The 18,950-nt window shown below is 72.0% G+C and carries 20 protein-coding genes; 7 read left to right on the top strand and 13 right to left on the bottom strand.

The window, feature by feature from the left end; translation table 11 throughout:
* Positions 1–61: 61 nt before the first annotated feature.
* Complete coding sequence (locus ACFXGI_RS19365; protein WP_384707811.1) at positions 62–814, bottom strand: MBL fold metallo-hydrolase; 753 nt, start codon at positions 812–814, stop codon at positions 62–64.
* A 205-nt stretch (positions 815–1,019) separates the two neighbouring features.
* On the opposite strand from ACFXGI_RS19365, the gene ACFXGI_RS19360 reads away from it, so the two are divergent.
* Together ACFXGI_RS19360 and ACFXGI_RS19355 are read left to right on the top strand one after the other, a co-directional pair.
* The gene (locus tag ACFXGI_RS19360; protein WP_384707808.1) at positions 1,020–1,439 is read left to right on the top strand and encodes a hypothetical protein; all 420 of its coding nucleotides are present in this window, start codon (positions 1,020–1,022) and stop codon (positions 1,437–1,439) included.
* Positions 1,436–1,786 carry a DUF488 family protein gene (locus tag ACFXGI_RS19355; RefSeq protein ID WP_030866517.1) on the top strand — a complete coding sequence of 117 codons (351 nt, stop codon included), beginning with the start codon at positions 1,436–1,438 and terminating at the stop codon, positions 1,784–1,786. The genes ACFXGI_RS19360 and ACFXGI_RS19355 overlap by 4 nt, the downstream gene beginning before the upstream one ends.
* Positions 1,787–1,962: 176 nt before the next feature.
* On the opposite strand, the gene ACFXGI_RS19350 is transcribed toward ACFXGI_RS19355, so the two are convergent.
* The 7 genes from ACFXGI_RS19350 to clpS form a co-directional block, all read right to left on the bottom strand.
* Positions 1,963–2,913: a PLP-dependent cysteine synthase family protein gene (locus tag ACFXGI_RS19350; RefSeq protein WP_384707805.1), complete on the bottom strand. Its 951-nt coding sequence runs from the start codon at positions 2,911–2,913 to the stop codon at positions 1,963–1,965.
* Positions 2,913–3,191, bottom strand: coding sequence for a MoaD/ThiS family protein (locus tag ACFXGI_RS19345; protein ID WP_030866524.1), 279 nt, complete (start codon positions 3,189–3,191; stop codon positions 2,913–2,915). The genes ACFXGI_RS19350 and ACFXGI_RS19345 overlap by 1 nt, the downstream gene beginning before the upstream one ends.
* A gap of 81 nt (positions 3,192–3,272) precedes the next feature.
* Positions 3,273–3,380, bottom strand: coding sequence for a putative leader peptide (locus ACFXGI_RS19340; protein WP_324603773.1), 108 nt, complete (start codon positions 3,378–3,380; stop codon positions 3,273–3,275).
* 77 nt (positions 3,381–3,457) lie between these two features.
* On the bottom strand, positions 3,458–3,880 hold the full coding sequence (locus ACFXGI_RS19335; RefSeq protein ID WP_030866528.1) for a Mov34/MPN/PAD-1 family protein: 423 nt from the start codon (positions 3,878–3,880) through the stop codon (positions 3,458–3,460).
* Between the two features lie 76 nt (positions 3,881–3,956).
* Entirely contained in the window at positions 3,957–5,417 is a 1,461-nt protein-coding gene (locus tag ACFXGI_RS19330) for an amino acid permease (protein WP_384707801.1), read from the bottom strand.
* Between the two features lie 317 nt (positions 5,418–5,734).
* Complete coding sequence (locus ACFXGI_RS19325) at positions 5,735–6,355, bottom strand: DUF2017 domain-containing protein (RefSeq protein ID WP_384707798.1); 621 nt, start codon at positions 6,353–6,355, stop codon at positions 5,735–5,737.
* Entirely contained in the window at positions 6,355–6,669 is a 315-nt protein-coding gene (gene clpS / locus ACFXGI_RS19320) for an ATP-dependent Clp protease adapter ClpS (RefSeq protein ID WP_030866534.1), read from the bottom strand. Before clpS ends, ACFXGI_RS19325 begins: the two co-directional genes overlap by 1 nt.
* Positions 6,670–6,750: 81 nt before the next feature.
* On the opposite strand from clpS, the gene ACFXGI_RS19315 reads away from it, so the two are divergent.
* Together ACFXGI_RS19315 and ACFXGI_RS19310 are read left to right on the top strand one after the other, a co-directional pair.
* Positions 6,751–8,079, top strand: coding sequence for a nicotinate phosphoribosyltransferase (locus ACFXGI_RS19315; RefSeq protein WP_384707795.1), 1,329 nt, complete (start codon positions 6,751–6,753; stop codon positions 8,077–8,079).
* Between the two features lie 130 nt (positions 8,080–8,209).
* Positions 8,210–8,812, top strand: a complete 603-nt coding sequence (locus ACFXGI_RS19310) for an isochorismatase family protein (RefSeq protein WP_384707792.1) — start codon at positions 8,210–8,212, stop codon at positions 8,810–8,812.
* A 42-nt stretch (positions 8,813–8,854) separates the two neighbouring features.
* Here the strand turns inward: ACFXGI_RS19310 and ACFXGI_RS19305 are convergent, their stop codons facing one another.
* Both ACFXGI_RS19305 and ACFXGI_RS19300 read right to left on the bottom strand, forming a co-directional pair.
* Positions 8,855–9,157, bottom strand: a complete 303-nt coding sequence (locus tag ACFXGI_RS19305; protein ID WP_030158646.1) for a hypothetical protein — start codon at positions 9,155–9,157, stop codon at positions 8,855–8,857.
* Between the two features lie 113 nt (positions 9,158–9,270).
* Positions 9,271–11,682, bottom strand: a complete 2,412-nt coding sequence (locus ACFXGI_RS19300; RefSeq protein WP_384707788.1) for an immune inhibitor A domain-containing protein — start codon at positions 11,680–11,682, stop codon at positions 9,271–9,273.
* A 384-nt stretch (positions 11,683–12,066) separates the two neighbouring features.
* Here ACFXGI_RS19300 and ACFXGI_RS19295 point away from each other — a divergent pair, with 384 nt between their 5' ends.
* Positions 12,067–12,435 (top strand): hypothetical protein, encoded by a 369-nt coding sequence (locus tag ACFXGI_RS19295; RefSeq protein ID WP_384707785.1) that lies wholly within the window; start codon positions 12,067–12,069, stop codon positions 12,433–12,435.
* Positions 12,436–12,495: 60 nt separating this feature from the next.
* Here the strand turns inward: ACFXGI_RS19295 and ACFXGI_RS19290 are convergent, their stop codons facing one another.
* Both ACFXGI_RS19290 and ACFXGI_RS19285 read right to left on the bottom strand, forming a co-directional pair.
* Positions 12,496–13,227 (bottom strand): RDD family protein, encoded by a 732-nt coding sequence (locus tag ACFXGI_RS19290; protein ID WP_384707782.1) that lies wholly within the window; start codon positions 13,225–13,227, stop codon positions 12,496–12,498.
* An 89-nt stretch (positions 13,228–13,316) separates the two neighbouring features.
* Entirely contained in the window at positions 13,317–14,900 is a 1,584-nt protein-coding gene (locus tag ACFXGI_RS19285) for an RDD family protein (RefSeq protein WP_384707779.1), read from the bottom strand.
* A 266-nt stretch (positions 14,901–15,166) separates the two neighbouring features.
* Here ACFXGI_RS19285 and ACFXGI_RS19280 point away from each other — a divergent pair, with 266 nt between their 5' ends.
* Complete coding sequence (locus ACFXGI_RS19280; RefSeq protein WP_384707776.1) at positions 15,167–15,646, top strand: SsgA family sporulation/cell division regulator; 480 nt, start codon at positions 15,167–15,169, stop codon at positions 15,644–15,646.
* Positions 15,647–15,711: 65 nt separating this feature from the next.
* Here ACFXGI_RS19280 and ACFXGI_RS19275 read toward each other — a convergent pair whose 3' ends face one another.
* Positions 15,712–17,106 (bottom strand): FAD-binding oxidoreductase, encoded by a 1,395-nt coding sequence (locus tag ACFXGI_RS19275; protein WP_384708107.1) that lies wholly within the window; start codon positions 17,104–17,106, stop codon positions 15,712–15,714.
* Between the two features lie 114 nt (positions 17,107–17,220).
* On the opposite strand from ACFXGI_RS19275, the gene ACFXGI_RS19270 reads away from it, so the two are divergent.
* Positions 17,221–18,858, top strand: a complete 1,638-nt coding sequence (locus ACFXGI_RS19270; protein WP_384707773.1) for a hypothetical protein — start codon at positions 17,221–17,223, stop codon at positions 18,856–18,858.
* Positions 18,859–18,950: the final 92 nt, after the last annotated feature.

Genomic DNA, 18,950 nt, shown 5'->3' with positions numbered 1-18,950 from the left:
CGCTCTCCCTTCCGGGAGGGCAGGGGCTTCCCCGTACGCGGAGCCGGAGGGCCGGCCTCGCTCAGATCTCGTAGACGGCGCCCGCGTACGCCAGGTCCACCGGGCCCTCGTAGACGGCGCGGGCGTCGGCCAGGTTCTGGCGGGCGTCGGTCCACGGCGGGATGTGCGTGAGGACCAGCCGGCCGACCTGGCCGCCGCGCGCGAACTCCCCGGCCTCGCGGCCGTTGAGGTGGAGGCCCGGGACGTCCTCCTTGCCGTGCGTGAAGGAGGCCTCGCACAGGAAGAGGTCCGTGCCCTCGGCCAGCATCCCCAGCTCGGGGCAGACCCCCGTGTCGCCGGAGTACGTCAGGGAGCGGCCGCCGTGCTCGACGCGGATGCCGTAGGCCTCGACGGGGTGACTGACCCGTTCGGTGCGGACCGTGAACGGGCCGATCGCGAAGCTGCCGGACTTCAGGTTCCGGAAGTCGAAGACCTCGCTCATGGAGCGCTCGTCGGGGACGTCGTCGTACGCGGTCGTCAGGCGCTTCTCGGTGCCCTCGGGGCCGTAGACGGGGATCGCGGCGCACCGCCCGCCCTCGTGCCGGTAGAAACGGGCGACGAAGTACGCGCACATGTCGATGCAGTGGTCGGCGTGCAGATGGCTCAGGAAGATCGCGTCGAGGTCGTAGAGACCCACGTGGCGCTGCAGCTCGCCCAGGGCGCCGTTGCCCATGTCGAGGAGCAGCCGGAAGCCGTCGGCCTCGACGAGGTAGCTCGAGCAGGCCGATTCCGCGGACGGGAACGACCCCGAGCAGCCGACGACGGTGAGCTTCATGGAGCGAGAACCTCCGGGGACGGTCCGTGGACGGAATGCGGGCCGTGCGTGGGTCGAGCGTAAGGCGCGAAACGTCAGGTCGCTCCTCCGCGGCAGGCCGTTGTGGGGGGAATCACCTGTGCTGTCACCCGGGGGAGCGACGGTGGGCACGGGCGTGCCGGTGCGGTGCCGTGCCGGGGTGCGCGGGCGCGGCTACCTTCGGAATATGGACACGTCCTGGTGGCCCGCGGCGGCCGCGGTGGTGGCCGTGGTGCTGGTGGTGCTGGTGGCGGGGCGGCGGCCGGGGCTCGCCCGGCGGGCCCCGCCGCCGCACGGGCCGGGCGCGGCCCCGCAGCCGCACGCCGGTGAGCTGTGGTCCCTCAAGGACGGGCGGCTGTGCCTGGTGCTGGCGGTGGCGTCCGTACGGGCCCACCGGGTGCGGGTCGCGTGGATCACCGGGAAGTACGACGACCGGCGGGCCGGGGTGATCCCGCTGCCGCCGGGGACGGTCGGGGCGCAGGGCCGGGCGGGCTTCCTGGAGGCGGACCGGCCGGCGGAGGTGTGGGTGTGGGAGTTGGCCGGGCGGCTCGGAGTCCTGGATCCTGCGGTGTGGGACGAGGTCAAGGGACTCGGAGGTGGCGCGTGATCCGGTTGCGGCGTGTGTACGACCCCCCGGAGCCGGGGGCCGACGGCGTACGGGTGCTCGTGGACCGGCTCTGGCCGCGGGGCCTGGCGAAGGCGGTGGCCGGGGTGGACGAGTGGCCGAAGGCGGTGACCCCGTCCGGGGAGCTGCGGAAGTGGTTCCACGGGGGCGGGGGCTCGGCGGAGGAGTTCCGGGCCCGCTACGAGGCGGAGCTGGCGGGGCCGGAGGCGGTGGCGGAGCTTCGGCGGCTGCGGGCCCTGGCCGAGGCGGGGCCGGTCACCCTCCTGACGGCGGTCAAGGACCCCGCGTCGAGCCACGCCGCCGTCCTGGCGGAGCTGCTGTCCGGCTGACGCCCCGGCCGGTGGAGCGGGCCGGGCGGCCGGACCGCTGCCCGGCGCCTTCCTCCGCCCCGCCCTTCGCCCTCCCCCCTAGCTAGGGGTTTCGTCAAAGTCCCGCCTGGTCGGCGGGGCCTGGCACGCACGCTCGCCGCGTTGTCGGGCGGCCGACGCCACTTTGACGACACTCCCTAGGCCCAGAGCTGGCCCTGGAGGGTTTCGATCGCCTCTTCCGTCGTCTTCGCCGTGTAGACGCCCGTCGAGAGGTACTTCCAGCCGCCGTCGGCCACGACGAAGACGATGTCCGCCGTCTCCCCGGCCGCGACCGCCTTGCGGCCCACGCCGATCGCCGCGTGCAGGGCGGCGCCGGTGGAGACGCCCGCGAAGATGCCCTCCTGCTGGAGGAGTTCACGGGTGCGCGTCACCGCGTCCGCCGAGCCCACCGAGAAGCGGGTGGTCAGGACCGAGGCGTCGTACAGCTCCGGGACGAAGCCCTCGTCGAGGTTGCGCAGGCCGTAGACCAGGTCGTCGTACCGCGGCTCCGCCGCGACGATCCGTACGCCCGGCACGTGCTCGCGCAGGTAGCGGCCCACGCCCATCAGGGTGCCCGTCGTGCCCAGGCCCGCCACGAAGTGGGTGATCGAGGGGAGGTCCCGCAAGATCTCGGGGCCGGTCGTCGCGTAGTGGGCGCCCGCGTTGTCCGGGTTCCCGTACTGGTAGAGCATCACCCAGTCGGGGTGCTCCGCCGCGAGCTCCTTGGCCACCCGGACCGCGGTGTTCGACCCGCCCGCCGCCGGCGAAGAGATGATCTCGGCTCCCCACATGGCCAGCAGGTCGCGCCGCTCCTGAGAGGTGTTCTCCGGCATGACGCACACGATCCGGTAGCCCTTGAGCTTGGCCGCCATCGCCAGCGAGATGCCGGTGTTGCCCGACGTCGGTTCCAGGATCGTGCAGCCGGGGGTCAGCCGGCCGTCCTTCTCGGCCTGTTCGACCATGTGGAGCGCGGGGCGGTCCTTGATCGAGCCGGTCGGGTTCCGGTCCTCCAGCTTGGCCCAGATGCGGACGTCGTCCGAGGGCGACAGCCGGGGCAGCCGGACGAGCGGCGTGTTGCCGACCGCGGCCAGCGGGGAGTCGTAGCGCATCAGACGGAGCCGCCGGCGACCGCCGGGAGGATGGTGACGCTGTCGCCGTCCTTGAGGGCGGTGGAGATGCCGTCCAGGAAGCGGACGTCCTCGTCGTTGAGGTAGACGTTCACGAAGCGGCGCAGCTTGCCGCCGTCGACGATGCGCTCCTCAATGCCCTTGTGGCGCGTCTCCAGGTCCGCGAAGAGCTCGGACAGGGTGGTGCCCTCACCGCTGACGGCCTTCTCGCCGTCGGTGTAGGTGCGGAGGATGGTGGGGATGCGGACCTCGATGGCCATGGCAGGCTCCAGTGGTGAAGTAAGCGGGAGGGGCGGAAACGGCGCGCGGCGCAAGGGCCCCCGCGCGAGGGGCTGTGGTGCTCAGGCGGCAGGACAGATGCTGCTGGCGAGACGGCACAGATCGACGTGCAGCCGCGCCACGAGCAGCAGCCTGCCGGGCGTCTCGATGCTCACGTCGTGGGGAACCATGCGGTCATGTTAACGATTCCCGGTCCCCCGTTTGGAGTGTGATCCCGCATCGTGGACGCAAACCGCTCACATCGTGGTCAGTAGCCCTCTACGACCTGCACTTCTTCCTCCGTGATCACGCCTTCGACGATCCGGTACGAGCGGAACTGGAACTCGCCGAGGCCGTCGGTGTCCGCCGTGGAGACCAGCACGTAGTGGGCGCCGGGCTCGTTCGCGTACGTGACGTCCGTACGGGAGGGGTAGGCCTCGGTCGCGGTGTGCGAGTGGTAGACGATCACGGGCTCCTCGTCCCGGTCGTCGAGCTCGCGGTAGAGCCGCAGCAGATCCTTCGAGTCGAACTCGTAGAACGTGGGCGAGCGGGCCGCGTTGAGCATGGGGACGAACCGCTCGGGGCGGTCGGTGCCGGCCGGTCCGGCCACGACGCCGCAGGCCTCGTCGGGGTGGTCCTTGCGGGCGTGCTCGACGATCCGGTCGTACAGCGCCTGGGTGAGGGTCAGCATGGTCGACAGGATAAGCAGACGGGCCCTCCCGTACCGAGGCGTGGTACGGGAGGGCCCGGATGCTGGACAGGATCGGTCAGGCGACCGGCTCCGAAGTCCGGTCGGCCTTGTTGAACGCGGCCCCGGCCGGGTTGCGCTTCTTGAGCACCAGGTACGAGACGCCCAGGATCAGGCCCCACAGCGGCGCGCAGTACAGCGAGACGCGGGAGTCCTTGTCGATGCCCATCATCACGATGACCATGCCGATGAACAGCAGGGCGAACCAGCTGGTCCACGGGGCGCCGGGGGCGCGGAACGGGGACTGCGGCAGCTCGCCGCGGTCGGCCTTGGCGCGGTAGCGGATCTGGCAGACCAGGATCATGATCCAGGCCCACATGCCGGAGATGGTGGCGAAGGAGACGACGTAGTCGAAGGCCTTGCCCGGGGCGACGTAGTTGATCCAGACGCCCACCAGCATCAGCGCGGCGGAGAAGGTGGTGCCCACGAGCGGGGTGCCGCTCCTGGTGAGCTTGGTGAAGAACTTCGGGCCCTGGCCGTTGAGCGCGAGGTCGCGCAGCATGCGGCCGGTGGAGTACATGCCCGAGTTGCAGGAGGAGAGCGCGGCGGTCAGCACGACGAAGTTGACGATCGCGGCGCCGACGCCGAGGCCCATCTTCTCGAAGGCCAGCACGAACGGGCTCTCGCCCGCCTTGAAGTTGGACCACGGGATGACCGACATGATCATGATGAGCGCGCCGACGTAGAAGACGGCGATGCGCCACGGCACGGTGTTGATGGCCTTGGGCAGGGTCTTCTCGGGGTCCTTGGACTCGCCGGCGGTGACGCCGACCAGCTCGACCGCCAGGAAGGCGAACATGACGATCTGGAGCGTCATCAGCGTCTCGCCGATGCCGTTCGGGAAGAAGCCGCGGTCGCTCCAGAGGTTGGAGACGGAGGCGGTTGCGGCGGCGTCGGAGAAGCCGACGGTGAGGATGCCGGCGCAGATCAGGATCATGCCGACGATGGCGGTGACCTTGACCATGGAGAACCAGAACTCGAGCTCGCCGAAGAGCTTCACCGAGATCAGGTTGGCGGTGTAGAGGATGACCGTGAAGATCAGCGCGTAGGCCCACTGCGGGAAGCTGTCATGGGTCCAGTACGACATGTACTTGGCCGCCGCGGTCACCTCGGTGATGCCGGTGACCACCCAGAAGAGCCAGTACGTCCAGCCGGTCGCGTACCCCCAGAAGGGGCCGAGGAACTCCCGGGCGTAGTCCGAGAAGGAGCCCGAGACCGGGCGGTACATCAGCAGCTCGCCGAGGGCGCGCATGATGAAGAAGATGACCAGGCCCGCGATGGCGTAGGCCAGGATCAGGCTGGGGCCCGCCTTCGAGATCGCCTTGCCGGCGCCCAGGAAGAGGCCGGTGCCGATGGCTCCGCCGATCGCGATCATCTGGATCTGGCGGGCTCCGAGTGCGCGGTGGTATCCCTCGCCACCCTCGGCCGCGGCGCCCTCGCCGGGCGTCTTGTCGTGCTGCTCGACCTGCACAGAGGTCATGTTTTGGTGCGCCTTTCTCCACGCCGACCCGCGCCTTCGAAGGCAGCGGATCGGGTCCTCGATCCCCCCGGATACGGATGGAGTTGCACCCGGCGGTCAGCCGGTTCAAGCGGGCCGGGGACATGGGTGGCGCCCCGCGGCGGTCGTGAAGATTTATCACGGGCTTATGGGTGGCCGGGGCGCGGAGAAGTGATCTGGAGCACAAAAAATTCGGGACATCAGTCCTGAAACGCATCAGATCACCGCATCGCGGTGATCTGATCGTTATCCGGATTTGAGCGTCCGCTGAGCGAACAGCGTTCGCACCGGCGGAAGTCTCAGAGTGTTTCGATGAGCGTCTCCTGAAGGCCGCCGAGCCACAGGTAGGCCATCACCATCGGCTTGCGCGGATCGTCGTCCGGCAGCCGGAAGAGCACCGCGCTCTCGTCGTCCTCGGTGATGTCCAGACGTGCGGCGATCGTCAGGCGCAGGTCGTTGAGCGTGCCCAGCCAGCGCAGCGGGAGTTCCCCGGTGAGCTCCAGCACGGCGGCCTCGTCGTCGCCTTCGGCAGCGATCCCGTCCAGGCTCCGTACGACGGCCAGCACATCCTCCCGCTTGCGGGTGCGCAGGTCGTTCTCGGTGAAGCGGCGGAACTCCGCCGACCGCGCGGCCAGCTCGGCCGGGTCCACCTTCCGGTCCTCGGGGCCGGGGCCGCCGTAGGCGTCGGGGAAGAGCCGGATCAGCGCGGGGTCGGAGGGCCGCTCGGTGGGCCCCTGGTTACCCTCGGCGAACAGCACGGCCAGCGGGTCGGCGTCCTCGTCGGGCTCGGGCGCGCCCGGTCCGATGAGCTCCAGCAGCTGGACGGCCAGCGAGCGCAGGATGGAGATCTCGATCCCGTCCAGCGTGATGGCGGCGCCGCCGCCCCCCAGGGCTTCGAACATCCCGGCGGAGCGCGCCATCAGATGCGGTCCTGGGAGAGGGTCGCCCACAGGCCGTAGCCGTGCATGGCCTGCACGTCGCGCTCCATTTCCTCACGGGTGCCGCTGGACACGATCGCCCGCCCCTTGTGGTGGACGTCGAGCATCAGCTTGTGCGCCTTGTCCTTCGAATAGCCGAAGTACGCCTGGAACACGTACGTCACGTAGCTCATGAGGTTGACCGGGTCGTTGTGCACCAGGGTCACCCAGGGGACGTCGGGTTCGGGGACCGCGAAGGTCTCTTCGGCCGACTCGGTGCGTTCGATCTCAATGGGAGCAACACTCACTTGACCCATGCTGCCACTGCGACCGGCCGGTCGCACAAACGGGTCCCGAGATCTCGTCACTCTGACGAAATGTGCGCTAGCATCCGTGACATGAACCCTGCGGACCTGGGCCTGCCGGTGGACGTGCCGTCGACAGCGCTCTTCACGGATCATTACGAGCTCACGATGCTGCAGGCCGCCCTGGCGAACGGCACCGCCGACCGCCGGTCGGTCTTCGAGGTATTCACCCGGCGGCTGCCCGAGGGGCGCCGCTACGGGGTGGTGGCGGGCACCGGCCGCGTCCTGGACGCGGTGGAGAACTTCCGCTTCGACACGGCCGTCCTGGAGTTCCTGCGCGAGCGGGCCGTCGTCGACATGCGGACGCTGGACTGGCTGGCCTCGTACCGCTTCTCGGGCGACATCTGGGGCTACCCGGAGGGCGAGGTCTACTTCCCCGGCTCGCCGCTCCTGCGCGTCGAGGGCAGTTTCGCCGAGTGCGTGCTGCTGGAGACCGTGATCCTGTCGATCCTGAACCACGACTCGGCGATCGCGGCCGCGGCCTCCCGGATGGCCTCGGCGGCCGGCGGGCGGCCCCTGATCGAGATGGGCGCGCGGCGCACGCACGAGCTGGCCGCGGTGGCCGCCTCGCGGGCCGCGTACGTCGGCGGCTTCACCTCCACCTCGGACCTGGCGGCCGGGTTCCGGTACGGGATCCCGACGGTCGGGACCTCGGCGCACGCCTTCACGCTGGTGCACGACACCGAGCGGGACGCCTTCCAGGCCCAGGTGGCCTCGCTGGGCAGCGGGACCACGCTCCTGGTGGACACGTACGACGTGGCCGAGGCCGTACGGACGGCCGTCGAGGTCGCCGGCACGGGCCTGGGCGCGGTCCGGATCGACTCCGGCGACCTGCTGCTGGTCGCCCACCGGGTGCGCCAGCAGCTCGACGAGCTGGGGGCGACGGGGACGAGGATCGTCGTGACCTCGGACCTGGACGAGTACGCGATCGCCTCGCTGGCGGCGGCTCCGGTGGACGCCTACGGGGTCGGCACGCAGCTCGTGACGGGCAGCGGGCACCCGACGTGCTCGATGGTCTACAAGCTGGTGGCCCGGGCCGCGTCGGCGGACCCGAAGGCGCCGCTGGTGCCGGTGGCGAAGAAGTCCTCGGGCGGGAAGACCTCGATCGGCGGCCGCAAGTGGGCGGCGCGGCGGACCGACGCGGAGGGCGTGGCGGAGGCGGAGGTCGTCGGGACCGGCGCGGTCCCGGCGCCGCTCGCGGACACCCAGCTCCTGATCCAGCTGGTGAAGGCGGGCGAGGTGGTGGCCCGGGAGTCCCTGGAGGCCGCGCGCGACCGGCACCGCGAGGCCCTGGCGAGCCTCCCGCTCTCCGCGACGCAGCTGTCGCGGGGCGAGGCCGTCATCCCGACGGAGTACGCGTAGCCCTGGGCGGGGCCCCGGACAGCCCTGGGAGCGCCCCCGGGGCCGGGGGCGCCGCCCCCGGTTTCGGGGAGGGGCGGGGCGGGGGAAGAGCCCGCGCAGCGGCACACACGACAACCGAAGGACACGCGACATGCACCGCGCACTGATCGTCGTCGACGTACAGAACGACTTCTGCGAAGGCGGCAGCCTCGCGGTCACCGGCGGGGCCGACGTCGCCGCCGCGATCACCGAGCTGATCGGCCAGGCCACGGCCGGCTACCGGCACGTGGTCGCGACCCGCGACCACCACGTCGACCCCGGGTCGCACTTCGCGCACCCCCCGGCCGAGCCGGACTACGAGAACTCCTGGCCGGTCCACTGCGTCGCGGGCACCGAGGGCGTCGGGTTCCACCCGAACTTCGCCCCCGCCGTCGCCTCCGGCGCCGTCGCCGCCGTCTTCGACAAGGGCGCGTACGAGGCCGCGTACAGCGGCTTCGAGGGCGCCGACGAGAACGGCATCCGGCTCGCGCAGTGGCTGCGCGAGCGGGAGGTCACCGAGGTCGACGTCGTCGGGATCGCCACCGACCACTGCGTGCGGGCCACGGCCCTCGACGCCGCCCGCGAGGGCTTCGCCACCCGCGTGCTGCTGGACCTGACGGCCGCCGTGGCCCCTCACACGACCTCCCGGGCGGTGGAGGAGCTCCGCTCGGCCGGCGTCAAGCTGATCGGCGAGAGCCCCCGCCAGGCCCCGTAGGGGGGCCGTCGGGGGCCACGGCGCCTGGCGGGGCCGTGGCCCCTAGTGCCCCAGCAGGGCCCGGATCGGGTGCCAGAGCTCCTGGGCCCGGTCCGGGGCGCCGCGCCACAGCAGGCCGTCCGGGTGGTGCAGGACGGCCGTGACCTCGTCCGGGGTCGGCGGCTGTGCGTTGCCGCGCAGGTACACCGCCCGCATCCCGAGGTTCCGCAGCCTGGTCAGGGCGCGGGCCCGGTTCGCGGCGTGGACCAGCACGCGGACGTTTCCGCCCTCGCCGCAGGGCCTCGGCAGCGTGAGCGCGACCACCACGCTGCCGCCTGGCAATCTGACGAAACCTCCACCGGGCATGATCTTCAGCTCCCCCGTCAATAAGAAAAACTCGCACCCGCATCTAAACGCGATCGGCCGCCGCCCGCTAGGGGGCGACGGCCGATCATGTTTTGACCTGCAGGTTTACCGAATTACTTGGCGGCGGGGCCGACCTCGACCGTCATCTGGAGACCGTCGTACGGCTCCTTCACGATCTTGATCTTGGTGTTGGTGTCAGCGACCTTCACCGAACCGGTCGGGTTCTCGTCGTAGTAGTACTTGCCCTTGTGGTCGTCGAAGACGAGGTTCGCGGGCTTCGGCTTCAGGAACAGCGACTCACCGTTCTTGTGCAGGGTGAACGCGTCCGTCGAGTACGCGCTGAACGTCGCGTCGTACGGCTGGATCTTGTTGCGCAGCAGGGTGCCGTCCGCCCACTTCATCGGCTTGGCGTTGGCGTCGATCGGGAGGATCAGACCCGAGCCCGGGTGCTGGCTGGTGTTGTTGTCCTTCTGGGACTTGTCCCACAGCCAGATCAGCAGGCCGTCCTGGTACGGGTAGTGCTCGACCCAGCCCGGCTTGGAGTTGGCCCAGCCGAAGTTGTACGGGCCCACCTTGAGGGTGGAGTCGTACGAGACGTAGCGGCGGTTCTCCGCGATGTAGTACTGCGGGTACTCCTTGGTGAACCCGGAGCCCTGGCGGGAGAAGCCCTTGGCGGTCCAGCCGTTGTCGCCGTTCTCGGCGCCGTCGGTGAACAGGGTCTGGCCGTCCGCGGTGATCGCGAGGGCGTCGGCGGTGAAGCCCTTGCCGCCCGCGCCACCGTCCGTCTGGTAGCGGAAGCGGAGGTCGATCTTCTTGCCGGCGTAGGCGTCGAGCGGGAACTTCAGGTCCTGCCAGCCGCCCGAGACGTCGGTCAGGCCGGCGTTGCCCGCGGCGTCGGCCGGGATGGCCTTGCCGCCCGCGGTGCCGTTCAGGACGGCCCAGGTGGCGCCGCCGTCGGTGGACACCTCGGTGTAGAGGTAGTCGTAGTCCTTCTCGATGTCCCACCAGCCCTTGAGGGACAGTGCGGCGGAGGACTTGCCGGTCAGGTCGACCGAGCGGGTGAGGGTGTTCTTGAGGTCGTCACCCATGTTGCTCCACCACTGCGAGGAGCCCTCGGCGGGAGCGACGATGTCGGTCTTGACCTGCTTCTTCGGCAGCTCGACGACCAGCGCCTGCTTGTCCTTGGTGTTGTACTCCGACACACCCAGCTTGTGGGTGGACTTCGTCGCGGCCTTGGCCGTGTCGTAGTTCAGCCAGCCCAGCTGGAGCTTGTCCCAGGCGGTCATGTCGCCCGGCATGTCGCCTATGGAGTCCTTGCCCTCGCCGAGCCAGGAGCCGGCGGACATCAGGGACCAGAAACCGACCGAGTTCTCGCCGCCACCGGAGGTGTCGTAGAGGTCCGGCAGACCGAGGTCGTGGCCGTACTCGTGCGCGAAGACGCCGAGGCCGCCGTTCTCCGGCTGCATCGTGTAGTCGCCGACCCAGATGCCGGTGCTGCCGATCTGGGTGCCGCCGGCCTTGTTGTTCGCCGGGCCGGTCTTGCCCGCGTCGGTGCCGTAGGCGTACCAGCGGTGCGCCCACAGGGCGTTGGTGCCCTGCACGCCGCCGCCGGCCGACTCGTCCTCGCCCGCGTGGACGATCTGGAAGTGGTCGATGTAGCCGTCGGGCTCGTTGAAGTTGCCGTCGCCGTCGAAGTCGTTGCGGTCCCACTGGTCGTACTGCGCCAGCGTGGCCTTGATCTCGGCGTCGGTCTTGCCGGCCTTCTTCTGGCCGTCGACCCACGCGTTGACACCGTCGCGGACGGTGTCCCACACGTTGGCGCAGTTGGTCTGGCCGCAGTAGTTCGAGCCGTAACGGGCCTCGTTGTTCGGGATCTTGACCCAGTCGGCGACCTGGCCGTCGACCGAGTAGCGACCCGAGGAGGTCTTCTCGTAGTAGGTCTTGAGCGAGTCCTTGCCCTTACCGGTACCGAAGTACAGGTCCTGGAAGTAGTCGCGGCTGAAGTCCTTGCGCCAGGCGGTGCTGTTGTTGTCCTTGCGGTCCGGCTGCGCGATGGTGTTGCGCAGCGGACCGGGGGTGCCGCCGTACTTCGGGACCGCCGGCTTGGGGCCGTCGGGACCGTCCGGGTCGAACATGGTCGTGTTGTCGACCTGGTCGCCGAACTCGACGAGGATCGTGAAGATCTTGTCGGTCTTCTCGCGGCCGAGCTCGACGTACTTCTTGTCGTCGAGCTTGACGACCTTGGAAGCGCCCCGCTGCTCCACGGTCTTCTTGCCGGACAGGACCTGGTCCAGGGCGGCTTCGCGGGCCTGCGCCTGCTGGTCGCTGAACGGGCCCTTCAGGTTGTGCTGGACCGCCTCCTTCGAGGCGGCGGTCGGGTCCTGCCGGTTCGAGGCGGGCGCGGTCGACGGCGCCTCGGAAGCCTGGGCAGTGACGAGGAAGGCGCCGGAAGCCGCGGTGGCGGCCAGGGTCACACCGACGGCTGCGGCGCGCAGCGCTCGTCTGCGAGCGGAATTGCTGGTCACTTGATGTCGTTCCCCTCCCGCGGCCGCGACACAGGTCGGAACATCTCCGTTGGAGTGGGGGGTTCCGCGCGGCGCGCGTCTCAAGTGACGACATTTGACCGGAGAGTCTCAGGAAAAGACAGACCTTGACTTGTTCCTTACAACTGCACTATGCGGTCAGCCAGTTCCGGTATACGGACGTTCCTCTGCCAGACGGGACGAAGGCCGCGTCCCGACCCCCGCCGTGTGACGCCGAATGATCCCGTACGCCCCCCGTGCGCCGGGCACCGTGGGTTAGGTCACGCTTACTGGCGGTTCCGCTCGGGAATCCACCGACGTAGAGTCCCTTGACGCGCGACCTAGTTGAGCAGACTCCCCCTCCCCGCCTTGAGGACGGATACCGCCATGCCGCGTCCGACTGCCGCCCAGTTGTTCTACGGGTCCGCCACCGTCGTCGTGTCCACCATCGCCATGCTGCTGCTCTCGCAGACGAGCACGGGACGCGGGATCGCCGTCATCGCCACCGCCGCCCTGGCCCTCGGACTGCTCGTCGCGCTCACCGCGGCCAGCCCCCGCCGGCGCGGCCGGCACGCGGCTCCGGCCGGCACGGCCCGGGCCACCGCCCGTACCCCCCTGGTTTCCCCCGGTGTTACCGAAATCACGCCCGCGAACCCGCCCCGGAGCGCGCCCGAGCCCGTCCCCGCGGACGCGGCGGCGGCCGCCCGGGTGCCTGAGCCCCGGACGGCCGCCGTCGAACAGCCGGTGCACCACTGAGCCGTACGCGGGCCTGCCGCACGGGGCCCCGGCCCCTTCGTACGCCGGTGCGTCGCCTCGCTATGCGGTGACCACCACCGTCTTGCCCACCTTGTCGTGGAGACCCTGCTTGTACGGCTTGTCCACGAGGATCGACACGATCAGCACGATCTGCCACAGGCACGGGCAGCAGATGAGCGCCGGCAGCCAGAGCATCGCGGCGCGGCCCAGCGCCGCGCCCGACTGCGGGACGCTGCCGTCGTTGAGCATCGCGACGCGCAGCCCGAGCGCCCTCTTGCCGAGGGTCCTGCCGTCCTTCTTGGCGAACCACCAGTCGTACCCGACGAAGAACACGATCGAGATCAGCGTCATCGCCAGGCCGCTGCCGCTGTACGACTTGGTGAAGACCTCGCTGACGTCCTCACCCTTGTTCGTCTCGACCCTGTACCGGTTCGTGCCGAAGGCCAGCTGGATGAGGAACAGCGGGATGAGCACGATGACCACGTCGATGATGCGGGCGCCGAGCCGCTTGCCGAAGTCGGCCAGCGGGGGCATCCCGGCGAGCGGGTCGGGCATGCCGTAGCCGCCGCTGCCGCCGTACGGGCCTCCGGGCGGCGGGGGCGGCGGCGGGGGCGGGTATCCGCCGCCGCCCCCCGCACCGCCGTACGGGCCGCCCGGCGGCGGGGGCGGCGGCGGGCCGCCCGGGGGCCGGTCGTACGGCGAACCGCCCGACGGAGGCGTCGGTTCCTGGGGCTTCTTGAGGAACGGGTCGTCCTCGGGCGGCTGGCCCGGCGGCGGCTGATCGGTACTCATGGCCCGAGTCGAACCCGGCTCCGCGAACCCCGCAACGGGACGGCGTCCGTTCGGGGGAAGGGCTCCCCCGGCGGGCTGCGGGCCGGGCGTCAGCGGGCCACGTACGTCCTGGCCGCCCGGTCGTGCCAGCCCCGGCGGCGGGGCCGGTCCCCGAGGCACCAGAGGCTGCCGGGAAGTCCGAGGAACGCGTACACCAGCCAGCGGCGCAGGGCCGCGCCGAACGTGGGCGGGCGCAGGGTGGCGGCGGCCAGCACCCGGATCCCGAGGAGCTTCTTGCCGGGGGTGCGGCCCCAGCGGGCGGTGGGGAGCGCCTCGTAGAACACCCCGAAGAGCAGTACGGCGCCGAGGACGAGGCCGGCGTATCCGGCGATGGTCGCGTCGAACAGCCACACCGTGGTGGTACGTCCGCTGCCCTTGGCGGCGTCGACCTTGGCCTCCAGGTGGGCGGTGGCCGCGGGGGCGAGGGGCCAGGCGGTTCCCGCCGCGACCGCGCCGTATACGAGGGTGTCCAGCGCGCGGGCCACGAGCCGGCGCACGAGCCCGGCGGGCCGGATGGCCCGCTCCGCCATCCGCTCGAACACGGCCCGCTCGGTCACCCTGGGCGCCGTACGGCCGGCCACCGGACCGGATGCCGCGCCGGATGCCGGGCCGGATCCTGAGCGGCCCGCCGCCGGGGCGGGTGCGGCCGACCGGGGACCGGGCGCGGAGCCGCGCGCCGCCGGGGCCTGCGCGGGCGACGCATCCGGCGCGAACCGGTCCTCCGGAGCCACGGGCCCGCGCCGGAGCGGGGTCTCGGCCCGCGAAGCCCGCTCCGCCGGCCCCTCGGGCCGGGACCGCGCCGACCGGCCGCGCCACATCGGCGTCTCGGTCTCGGGGCCAGCCGAGGGCTCCCAGCCGGCCGGGATCTCCGGCCCGGGGCGGGCCCCGGCGTCGCGGCGCGGCGGAGCCTGCGGCCGGTCGGCACGGTCGGCCGGGTCCCATGCCGACGGGGTCGCCGGTTCGCGGTGGAGGGGGGTTTCCGGCCAGGACGAGGTGAGGCCGGACGGAGCGGCGCTGTCGCCGGCGGAGGGCCACGCGGGCTCGGCGGGAGCCGCGGCCGGGGAGCGGGCCGACAGGATGCCCACGCTCTCGGCGGGGCCCCGTACGGCGGCCTGCGCGGGGAACCGCTCCGCGGTCGCGGAGGGCGTACGGGCGAAGGACACCCCCGGCCCGCGCTCCGCGCGTTCGGCCGCCTCCAGCGGCTCCGGGCGCGGCCCGCGGCCCTGCGATTCCCCGGCCGGCGCCGAACCGGCGGGCCCGTGGCCCCCGTCGGGCTCCGGCTGCGCGGGGCTGCCCCAGGACACCCGGTCGTCGCGGGGCCCGCCGAAGCCGGACTGGTGCAGGGGATCGGCCTGCCACGAGGCGGCGGGGGCCGCGGGGGCTGCGGGGGCCGCGGGAGCGACCGGCTCCGGCTCCCGCAGCGCCTCCGTCACGCCGGTCTCGTCCAGGAACACCGGCCCCGTCTCGTCGGACCGGGCGGGGGCAGCGGCGGCGGCAGGGGCGGCGGCGGCAGGGCGGCTCGTACCCGGAACCCAGTTCAGGCCGTTCCAGTACCGGACGAACCCGGGGATGGACGGATCGGGGTAGTAGCCCTCGCGGGCCGCGTGCTCGCCGTCACCAGGGGAGGCCGTCAATGTCCCCAACTCCGATCGTGGCTTGAGGCTTGTGCAGGGGAGGACCATAGCCAAGAACCGTGCCCCGAGAGGTCCGGTAACGGGAGAATCCAAGCCTTTGAGCGAACGTCGCACGTCACGGCTGTTTTCGGTCACCCGACAGGATCCGGCCAATCCACGATCCGGTGCACGAAGTCGCGTCATACCCGGGCACATCGGTGCTCTCCCCGGGTGTGGGGCGCGAACCCGGCCCCACGACACCACCGAAGAACCGAAGCGAGGCCGCCATGCACCACCCCGTCGTCGAACGCGAGCTGGAACTCAAGCTGGTCCTGTCCCCCGAGCGCAGCGTCGCCGTCCCGGCCCGGCTGGTCTACCTGACGGACGACCCGTACGCCGTGCACATCACCTTCCACACCGGCTCCAGCACCCCGGTCAACTGGACCTTCGCCCGCGAGCTGCTGGTCGAGGGGGTGTTCCGCCCGAGCGGCCACGGAGACGTCCGGATCTGGCCCACCAAGGTCGACAACAGGGCCGTCCTCTGCATGGCGCTCACCTCCCCCGACGGCGACGCCCTGCTGGAGGTCCCGGCCGCCGCCGTGTCGGCGTGGCTGGAGCGCACGCTGCGCGTGGTCCCGCCCGGCACCGAGGCCGACCGGCTGGGCCTGGACGCCGCGCTGGCGGAGCTGCTCACGCCCACTCCGGCCGACGACCTGTGGATGCGGGACCCCTGGCCGTCGGACGAGTCGGCGGACGGGGACCTGTGATCATGCGGATCCGTCACCTCCGCCTCGTCCACTGCGCACGGCAGCGGTCCATACCCGGCGTACGGTCAGAAGAGCTTCCCGGGGTTGAGCAGCCCGAGCGGGTCGAAGGCCTGCTTGACCGCGCGCTGCATCTCCATCCCGACCGGCCCCAGTTCGCGCGCGAGCCACTCCTTCTTGAGGACCCCGACCCCGTGCTCGCCGGTGATGGTCCCGCCGAGGGCCAGTCCGAGCGCCATGATCTCGTCGAAGGACTCGCGGGCCCGCCGCGTCTCGTCCGCGTCGGCCGGGTCGAAGCAGACCACCGGGTGCGTGTTGCCGTCGCCGGCGTGCGCGCAGACCCCGATGAGCAGGTCGTACGCGCGGGCGATGGCGGCCGTCCCGTCCAGCATCTCGGCGAGCCGCGAGCGCGGTACGCAGACGTCGTCGATCATCGTGGCCGGGCGCAGGGCGTCCAGGGCGGTCAGCGACATCCGGCGGGCCTGGAGGAGCAGTTCGGACTCCGCCTCGTCCTCGGCGGGGACGACGGCACCGGCTCCTGCGGCCCGGCACAGCTCCCCCACGGCGGCGAGGTCCTCGGGTGCGTGCGGGGTGTCGAAGGCGGCCAGCAGCAGGGCCTCGGTGGTCTCGGGCAGACCCATCTTGCCGAGGGCGTTGACGGCGCGGACGGTCGTACGGTCCATCAGCTCCAGCAGCGAGGGCGTGAGGCCGGCCTCCATGACGGCGCAGACGGCCGCGCAGGCGGCCGCGGCCGAGGGGAACTCGGCGGCGAGCGCGAGCTGGCGGGGCGGCGCGGGGCGCAGGGCGAGCACGGCCTGGACGACGACGCCGAGGCTGCCCTCGGAGCCGACGAAGAGCCGGGTGAGGTCGTAGCCGGCGACGCCCTTGGCGGTACGCCGGCCCGTGCGCAGCAGCCGTCCGTCGGCGAGGACCACGTCGAGGCCGAGCACGTACTCGGCGGTGACCCCGTACTTGACGCAGCACAGGCCGCCGGACGCGGTGCCGATGTTGCCGCCGATCGTGCACTGCTCCCAGCTGGAGGGGTCGGGCGGGTAGAACAGGCCCCGTTCGGCGACGGCCCGTGAGAGCACCGCGTTCACGACGCCGGGTTCGACGACGGCGACGCGGTCGACGGTGCTGATCTCCAGGATCCGGTCCATCTTGACGAGGGAGAGCAGGATGCAGCCGTCGGAGGCGTTGGCCGCGCCCGACAGGCCGGTGCGGGCGCCTTGCGGGACGACGGGGACCCGCAGGGCGGTGGCGGTGCGCAGCACGTGCTGCACCTGTTCGACGGTGCGGGGCAGGACCACGGCCGCGGGGGTGCCGGCGGCGCAGAACGTGGCCATGTCGGTGGCGTAGGAGGCGGTCACCTCGGGGTCGGTGAGGAGAGCCTCGGGCGGGAGCCCTTCCAGGAGGCTCGCGTGCAGCCGGAGGGAGAGATCGTCTTCCCCGGCATCGGCCATGACATCCGTGACATCCATGAGCCCAGCGTGGCACCGGGGGCCATCGGTGTGAACACGGCCGCGACGGGCTTCGGACACCTCGGCGAACTCTTCATATTGACGCACAGTGACCCCATGGACCGTGCCACCCGTACCGCCCGTACCGCCCGTATCGCCCGTATCGCCCGTACTGCTCGTGCTGCTCGCGCCGCCCGCGTCGCCCGCGTCGACGAGGAAGCGCAGCAGCCCGCGCCACCCGTGACCTTCACCGGCCGCAAGACGCTCGTGGCGGCCGGGGTCGCGGTGGTCCTGATCGCCGGGGCCCTGCTGATCCGGCCGGCCCGCCAGGGCGACGACGCCCGCCCGCCGGGGCCCACCGAGCGGGCCGCGTCGGCGGTCGGCATGGGTGCGCCGGCGGCGGCGGTGGACCTGACGGCCCTGGTCGCGGACCGGGAGAAGTGGGTCGCGGGGCACGAGAAGGACGACGCGTCCTGGGCGGTGCTCGGGGCGGCGTACCTGGAGCAGGCGCGCCGGACGACGGAGCCCGCCTGGTACCCGAAGGCCGAGAAGGCCTTGAAGCGGTCGCTGGAGATCCGCCCGGCCGAGAAGGGCAACTTCGACGCGATGACGGGCATGGGCACGCTGGCCAATGCCCGCGGCGACTTCGGGACGGGCAAGAAGTGGGGCGAGCTCGTACGGGCGCAGGCGCCGAAGCGGTGGACGGCGTACCCGGTGCTGGTGGACGCGTACACGGGCCTGGGCGACTACAAGGCCGCCGAGCGGTCGATGGAACGGCTGCTGGACCTGCGGCCGGGGCTGGCCGCGTTCATCCGGGCCTCGCAGGTCTACCGGGACCGCGGCTGGCGCGAGGACGCGACGATGGCGATGGAGCACGCGGGGGGCGCCGCGAAGGCGCCGGCGGAGAAGGCGTACGTCCTGTTCCGGCTCGGGGAGCTGTCCTGGGAGCGGGGCGACGCGGCGGAGGCGCTGCGCCAGTACGAGGGCGCGCTGCGCGCCGATCCGGCGCAGGCGCAGGCGCTGGGCGGCCGGGCCAGGGCGCTGGCCGGGCTGGGCCGGGGCGGGGAGGCCGTCCGGGACTACCGGATGGCGCTGGGCCGGTCGCAGGTGCCGGGGCTGGCACTGGAGCTGGGCGAGCTGCTGGACGCGCTGGGGCGCGCGGACGAGGCGAAGGTCCCGTACGACATGCTGCGTACGGCCGCTGCGCGGGGCGCGGCGGAGGGGGTGAACGAGGCGGTGGTCCTGGGCCTGTTCGAGGCGGACCACGGGGATCCGGCGGCGGCCGTGCGGCGGCTGACGCAGGAGTGGTCGCGGCACAAGAGCATGGAGGTGGCGGACGCGCTGGCGTGGGCGCTGCACAAGACGGGCGACGACACGGCGGCGCTGGAGTACGCGAAGAAGTCCACGGACCGGGGGATGCGCAGTGCGGACTTCGCGTTCCACCGGGCGATGATCGAGCGGGGCCTGGGCGATGACGCCGGGGCCCGGCGGTATCTGCAGGAGGCGCTGCGGACGAACCCGCGCTTCTCGCCGGCCCGCGTTCCGCAGGCGAAGGCGGCCCTGGCCTCGATCGGCCAGCCGCCGGCGGGCGGCCCGGAGAACATGCAGCCGGCCAAACCGTGGGTGGCCCCGGACCTCCCGAAGGCGGCGAAGCCGAAGCCGGCGTCAAAGCCGGAGAAGGCCGAAAAGGGCGAAAAGGCTGAGAAGGCTGAGAAGGCCGAGAAAACGGAGAAGTCCCGTTCCGCCGGCGCTTGAGGGGCCGGGGCCGGGCGCGGCGGGGTGGCCGGGGGCGGGCCCCCCCGCCCCCCCCCCCCCGCCCCAAGGGGTGGCCCCCCGGCCCGGGCCCC

Source organism: Streptomyces sp. NPDC059355 (genome assembly GCF_042752335.1).
Taxonomy (GTDB): domain Bacteria; phylum Actinomycetota; class Actinomycetes; order Streptomycetales; family Streptomycetaceae; genus Streptomyces.
Note: the sequence above shows the minus strand (reverse complement) of the source record. Positions and strands in the feature narration are given on the sequence as shown.

Excerpts from the sequence above, each read along its gene's own strand:
- ACFXGI_RS19290 (WP_384707782.1), bottom strand. The coding sequence starts at position 13,227 with ATGAGTACCGATCAGCCGCCGCCGGGCCAGCCGCCCGAGGACGACCCG.
- ACFXGI_RS19305 (WP_030158646.1), bottom strand. The coding sequence starts at position 9,157 with ATGCCCGGTGGAGGTTTCGTCAGATTGCCAGGCGGCAGCGTGGTGGTC.
- ACFXGI_RS19295 (WP_384707785.1), top strand. The coding sequence starts at position 12,067 with ATGCCGCGTCCGACTGCCGCCCAGTTGTTCTACGGGTCCGCCACCGTC.
- ACFXGI_RS19360 (WP_384707808.1), top strand. The coding sequence starts at position 1,020 with ATGGACACGTCCTGGTGGCCCGCGGCGGCCGCGGTGGTGGCCGTGGTG.
- ACFXGI_RS19275 (WP_384708107.1), bottom strand. The coding sequence starts at position 17,106 with ATGGCCGATGCCGGGGAAGACGATCTCTCCCTCCGGCTGCACGCGAGC.
- ACFXGI_RS19345 (WP_030866524.1), bottom strand. The coding sequence starts at position 3,191 with ATGGCCATCGAGGTCCGCATCCCCACCATCCTCCGCACCTACACCGAC.
- ACFXGI_RS19330 (WP_384707801.1), bottom strand. The coding sequence starts at position 5,417 with ATGACCTCTGTGCAGGTCGAGCAGCACGACAAGACGCCCGGCGAGGGC.
- ACFXGI_RS19315 (WP_384707795.1), top strand. The coding sequence starts at position 6,751 with ATGAACCCTGCGGACCTGGGCCTGCCGGTGGACGTGCCGTCGACAGCG.
- ACFXGI_RS19340 (WP_324603773.1), bottom strand. The coding sequence starts at position 3,380 with ATGGTTCCCCACGACGTGAGCATCGAGACGCCCGGCAGGCTGCTGCTC.
- clpS (WP_030866534.1), bottom strand. The coding sequence starts at position 6,669 with ATGGGTCAAGTGAGTGTTGCTCCCATTGAGATCGAACGCACCGAGTCG.
- ACFXGI_RS19270 (WP_384707773.1), top strand. The coding sequence starts at position 17,221 with ATGGACCGTGCCACCCGTACCGCCCGTACCGCCCGTATCGCCCGTATC.
- ACFXGI_RS19350 (WP_384707805.1), bottom strand. The coding sequence starts at position 2,913 with ATGCGCTACGACTCCCCGCTGGCCGCGGTCGGCAACACGCCGCTCGTC.
- ACFXGI_RS19325 (WP_384707798.1), bottom strand. The coding sequence starts at position 6,355 with ATGGCGCGCTCCGCCGGGATGTTCGAAGCCCTGGGGGGCGGCGGCGCC.
- ACFXGI_RS19310 (WP_384707792.1), top strand. The coding sequence starts at position 8,210 with ATGCACCGCGCACTGATCGTCGTCGACGTACAGAACGACTTCTGCGAA.
- ACFXGI_RS19365 (WP_384707811.1), bottom strand. The coding sequence starts at position 814 with ATGAAGCTCACCGTCGTCGGCTGCTCGGGGTCGTTCCCGTCCGCGGAA.
- ACFXGI_RS19280 (WP_384707776.1), top strand. The coding sequence starts at position 15,167 with ATGCACCACCCCGTCGTCGAACGCGAGCTGGAACTCAAGCTGGTCCTG.
- ACFXGI_RS19335 (WP_030866528.1), bottom strand. The coding sequence starts at position 3,880 with ATGCTGACCCTCACCCAGGCGCTGTACGACCGGATCGTCGAGCACGCC.